We start from the raw sequence: 1,531 nt of genomic DNA, 5'->3' as shown, positions 1-1,531 counted from the left end.
TCACGTTGCCACCGGGGATCGCGTCCTTGACGGTGGCGACGATGACGTCACCGATGCCCGCGTAGCGGCGACCGGAGCCACCGAGCACACGGATGCAAAGGATTTCCTTCGCACCAGTGTTGTCGGCGACACGCAGTCGCGACTCCTGCTGGATCACGTCTATCTCCTGTTTGTCTGCCGGTTCCCCGGGAGCCGCTCAGCGGAGCGGCTCCCGGAGCCTGGCGGAACTGTCCTGCGAGGGATGCCTCGCAGGAGACTTACTTGGCCTTCTCGAGGATCTCGACGACGCGCCACCGCTTCGTGGCGGACAGCGGCCGGGTCTCCATCAGGAGGACACGGTCGCCGACACCCGCGGCGTTCTGCTCGTCGTGCGCCTTGAGCTTGTTGGTACGGCGGATGACCTTGCCGTACAGCGCGTGCTTGACGCGGTCCTCGACGGCGACGACGACGGTCTTGTCCATCTTGTCGCTGACGACGAGACCCTCACGGGTCTTGCGGAAACCGCGCGCCTCAGTGTTCTCAGTCACGTTGCTCTCGCTCATCAGGCGCTCTCCACCGTCTCGATGCCCAGCTCGCGCTCACGCATCAGGGTGTAGATCCGCGCGATGTCCTTGCGGACGGCCTTGAGCCGACCGTGGTTCTCGAGCTGACCCGTCGCCGCCTGGAAGCGGAGGTTGAACAGCTCTTCCTTGGCTTCGCGGAGCTTCGCGAGAAGCTCCTCGTCACCCAGTTCGCGCAGCTCGGACGCCTTGGTACCGGCCGACATCACGCTTCACCTGCCTCGCGCTTGACGATCCGGCACTTCATCGGCAGCTTGTGGGCGGCGCGAGTCAGGGCCTCACGGGCGATCTTCTCGTTGGGGTAGGACAGCTCGAACATGACCCGGCCCGGGTGCACGTTCGCGATCCACCACTCGGGAGAACCCTTACCGGAACCCATGCGGGTCTCGGCAGGCTTCTTCGTCAGCGGACGGTCCGGGTAGATGTTGATCCAGACCTTGCCGCCACGCTTGATGTGGCGGGTCATCGCGATACGGGCCGCCTCGATCTGGCGGTTGGTCACGTACGCCGGCGTGAGGGCCTGGATGCCGTACTCGCCGAACGCGACCGTCGTACCGCCCTTGGCCTCACCGCGACGCTTCGGGTGGTGCTGCTTGCGGTGCTTGACCCTACGGGGGATCAGCATGTCGGTCAGGCCTCCGTTCCGGTGCTCTCAGCCGGAGCGGCGGCGGGAGCCTCGGCCTTGGGGGCCTCGGCAGCCGGAGCCTGCTGCGGCTTACGACCGCGACCGCCACGCTCGCCACCGCGGCCACCACGGGCCGGGCGGTCGGCGCCGCCACGGGCCGGGCGGTTGCCGGCGCGGGCAGCGGCGTTCTCGGCGCGGACCTCGGCGATGTTCTTGACGTCGCCCTTGTAGATCCAGACCTTCACACCGATACGGCCGAAGGTCGTCTTGGCCTCGAAGAAGCCGTAGTCCACGTTCGCGCGGAGCGTGTGCAGGGGCACACGGCCCTCGCGGTAGAACTCCGAGC

At 67.1% G+C, this 1,531-nt stretch carries 4 protein-coding genes and 1 pseudogene; all 5 read right to left on the bottom strand.

What is annotated here, in order from left to right; genetic code table 11:
• On the bottom strand, nt 1-157 hold a 157-nt coding region (locus G6W55_RS37585), incomplete at its 3' end, for an uL14 family ribosomal protein (RefSeq protein ID WP_175525052.1).
• A gap of 100 nt (nt 158-257) precedes the next feature.
• Nucleotides 258-542 carry a 30S ribosomal protein S17 gene (gene rpsQ / locus G6W55_RS37580; protein WP_014674375.1) on the bottom strand — a complete coding sequence of 95 codons (285 nt, stop codon included), beginning with the start codon at nt 540-542 and terminating at the stop codon, nt 258-260.
• Nucleotides 542-766 (bottom strand): 50S ribosomal protein L29, encoded by a 225-nt coding sequence (gene rpmC, locus G6W55_RS37575; RefSeq protein ID WP_003998824.1) that lies wholly within the window; start codon nt 764-766, stop codon nt 542-544. The genes rpsQ and rpmC overlap by 1 nt, the downstream gene beginning before the upstream one ends.
• Entirely contained in the window at nt 766-1,185 is a 420-nt protein-coding gene (gene rplP, locus G6W55_RS37570; RefSeq protein ID WP_030788270.1) for a 50S ribosomal protein L16, read from the bottom strand. The genes rpmC and rplP overlap by 1 nt, the downstream gene beginning before the upstream one ends.
• 5 nt (nt 1,186-1,190) lie before the next feature.
• Nucleotides 1,191-1,531, bottom strand: a pseudogene (locus tag G6W55_RS37565) (30S ribosomal protein S3); the annotation flags it as partial.

Origin of the sequence: Streptomyces sp. CAI-85, assembly GCF_013363615.1 — a bacterium.
GTDB classification, from domain to species: domain Bacteria; phylum Actinomycetota; class Actinomycetes; order Streptomycetales; family Streptomycetaceae; genus Streptomyces; species Streptomyces antibioticus_B.
The sequence above is the reverse complement of the archived record's forward strand: the minus strand, read 5'-3'. Positions and strand labels throughout refer to the sequence as shown.

What these genes read in the sequence shown, in the direction of transcription:
- rpsQ (WP_014674375.1), bottom strand. Translation starts at nt 542, where the DNA reads ATGAGCGAGAGCAACGTGACTGAGAACACTGAGGCGCGCGGTTTCCGC.
- rpmC (WP_003998824.1), bottom strand. Translation starts at nt 766, where the DNA reads ATGTCGGCCGGTACCAAGGCGTCCGAGCTGCGCGAACTGGGTGACGAG.
- rplP (WP_030788270.1), bottom strand. Translation starts at nt 1,185, where the DNA reads ATGCTGATCCCCCGTAGGGTCAAGCACCGCAAGCAGCACCACCCGAAG.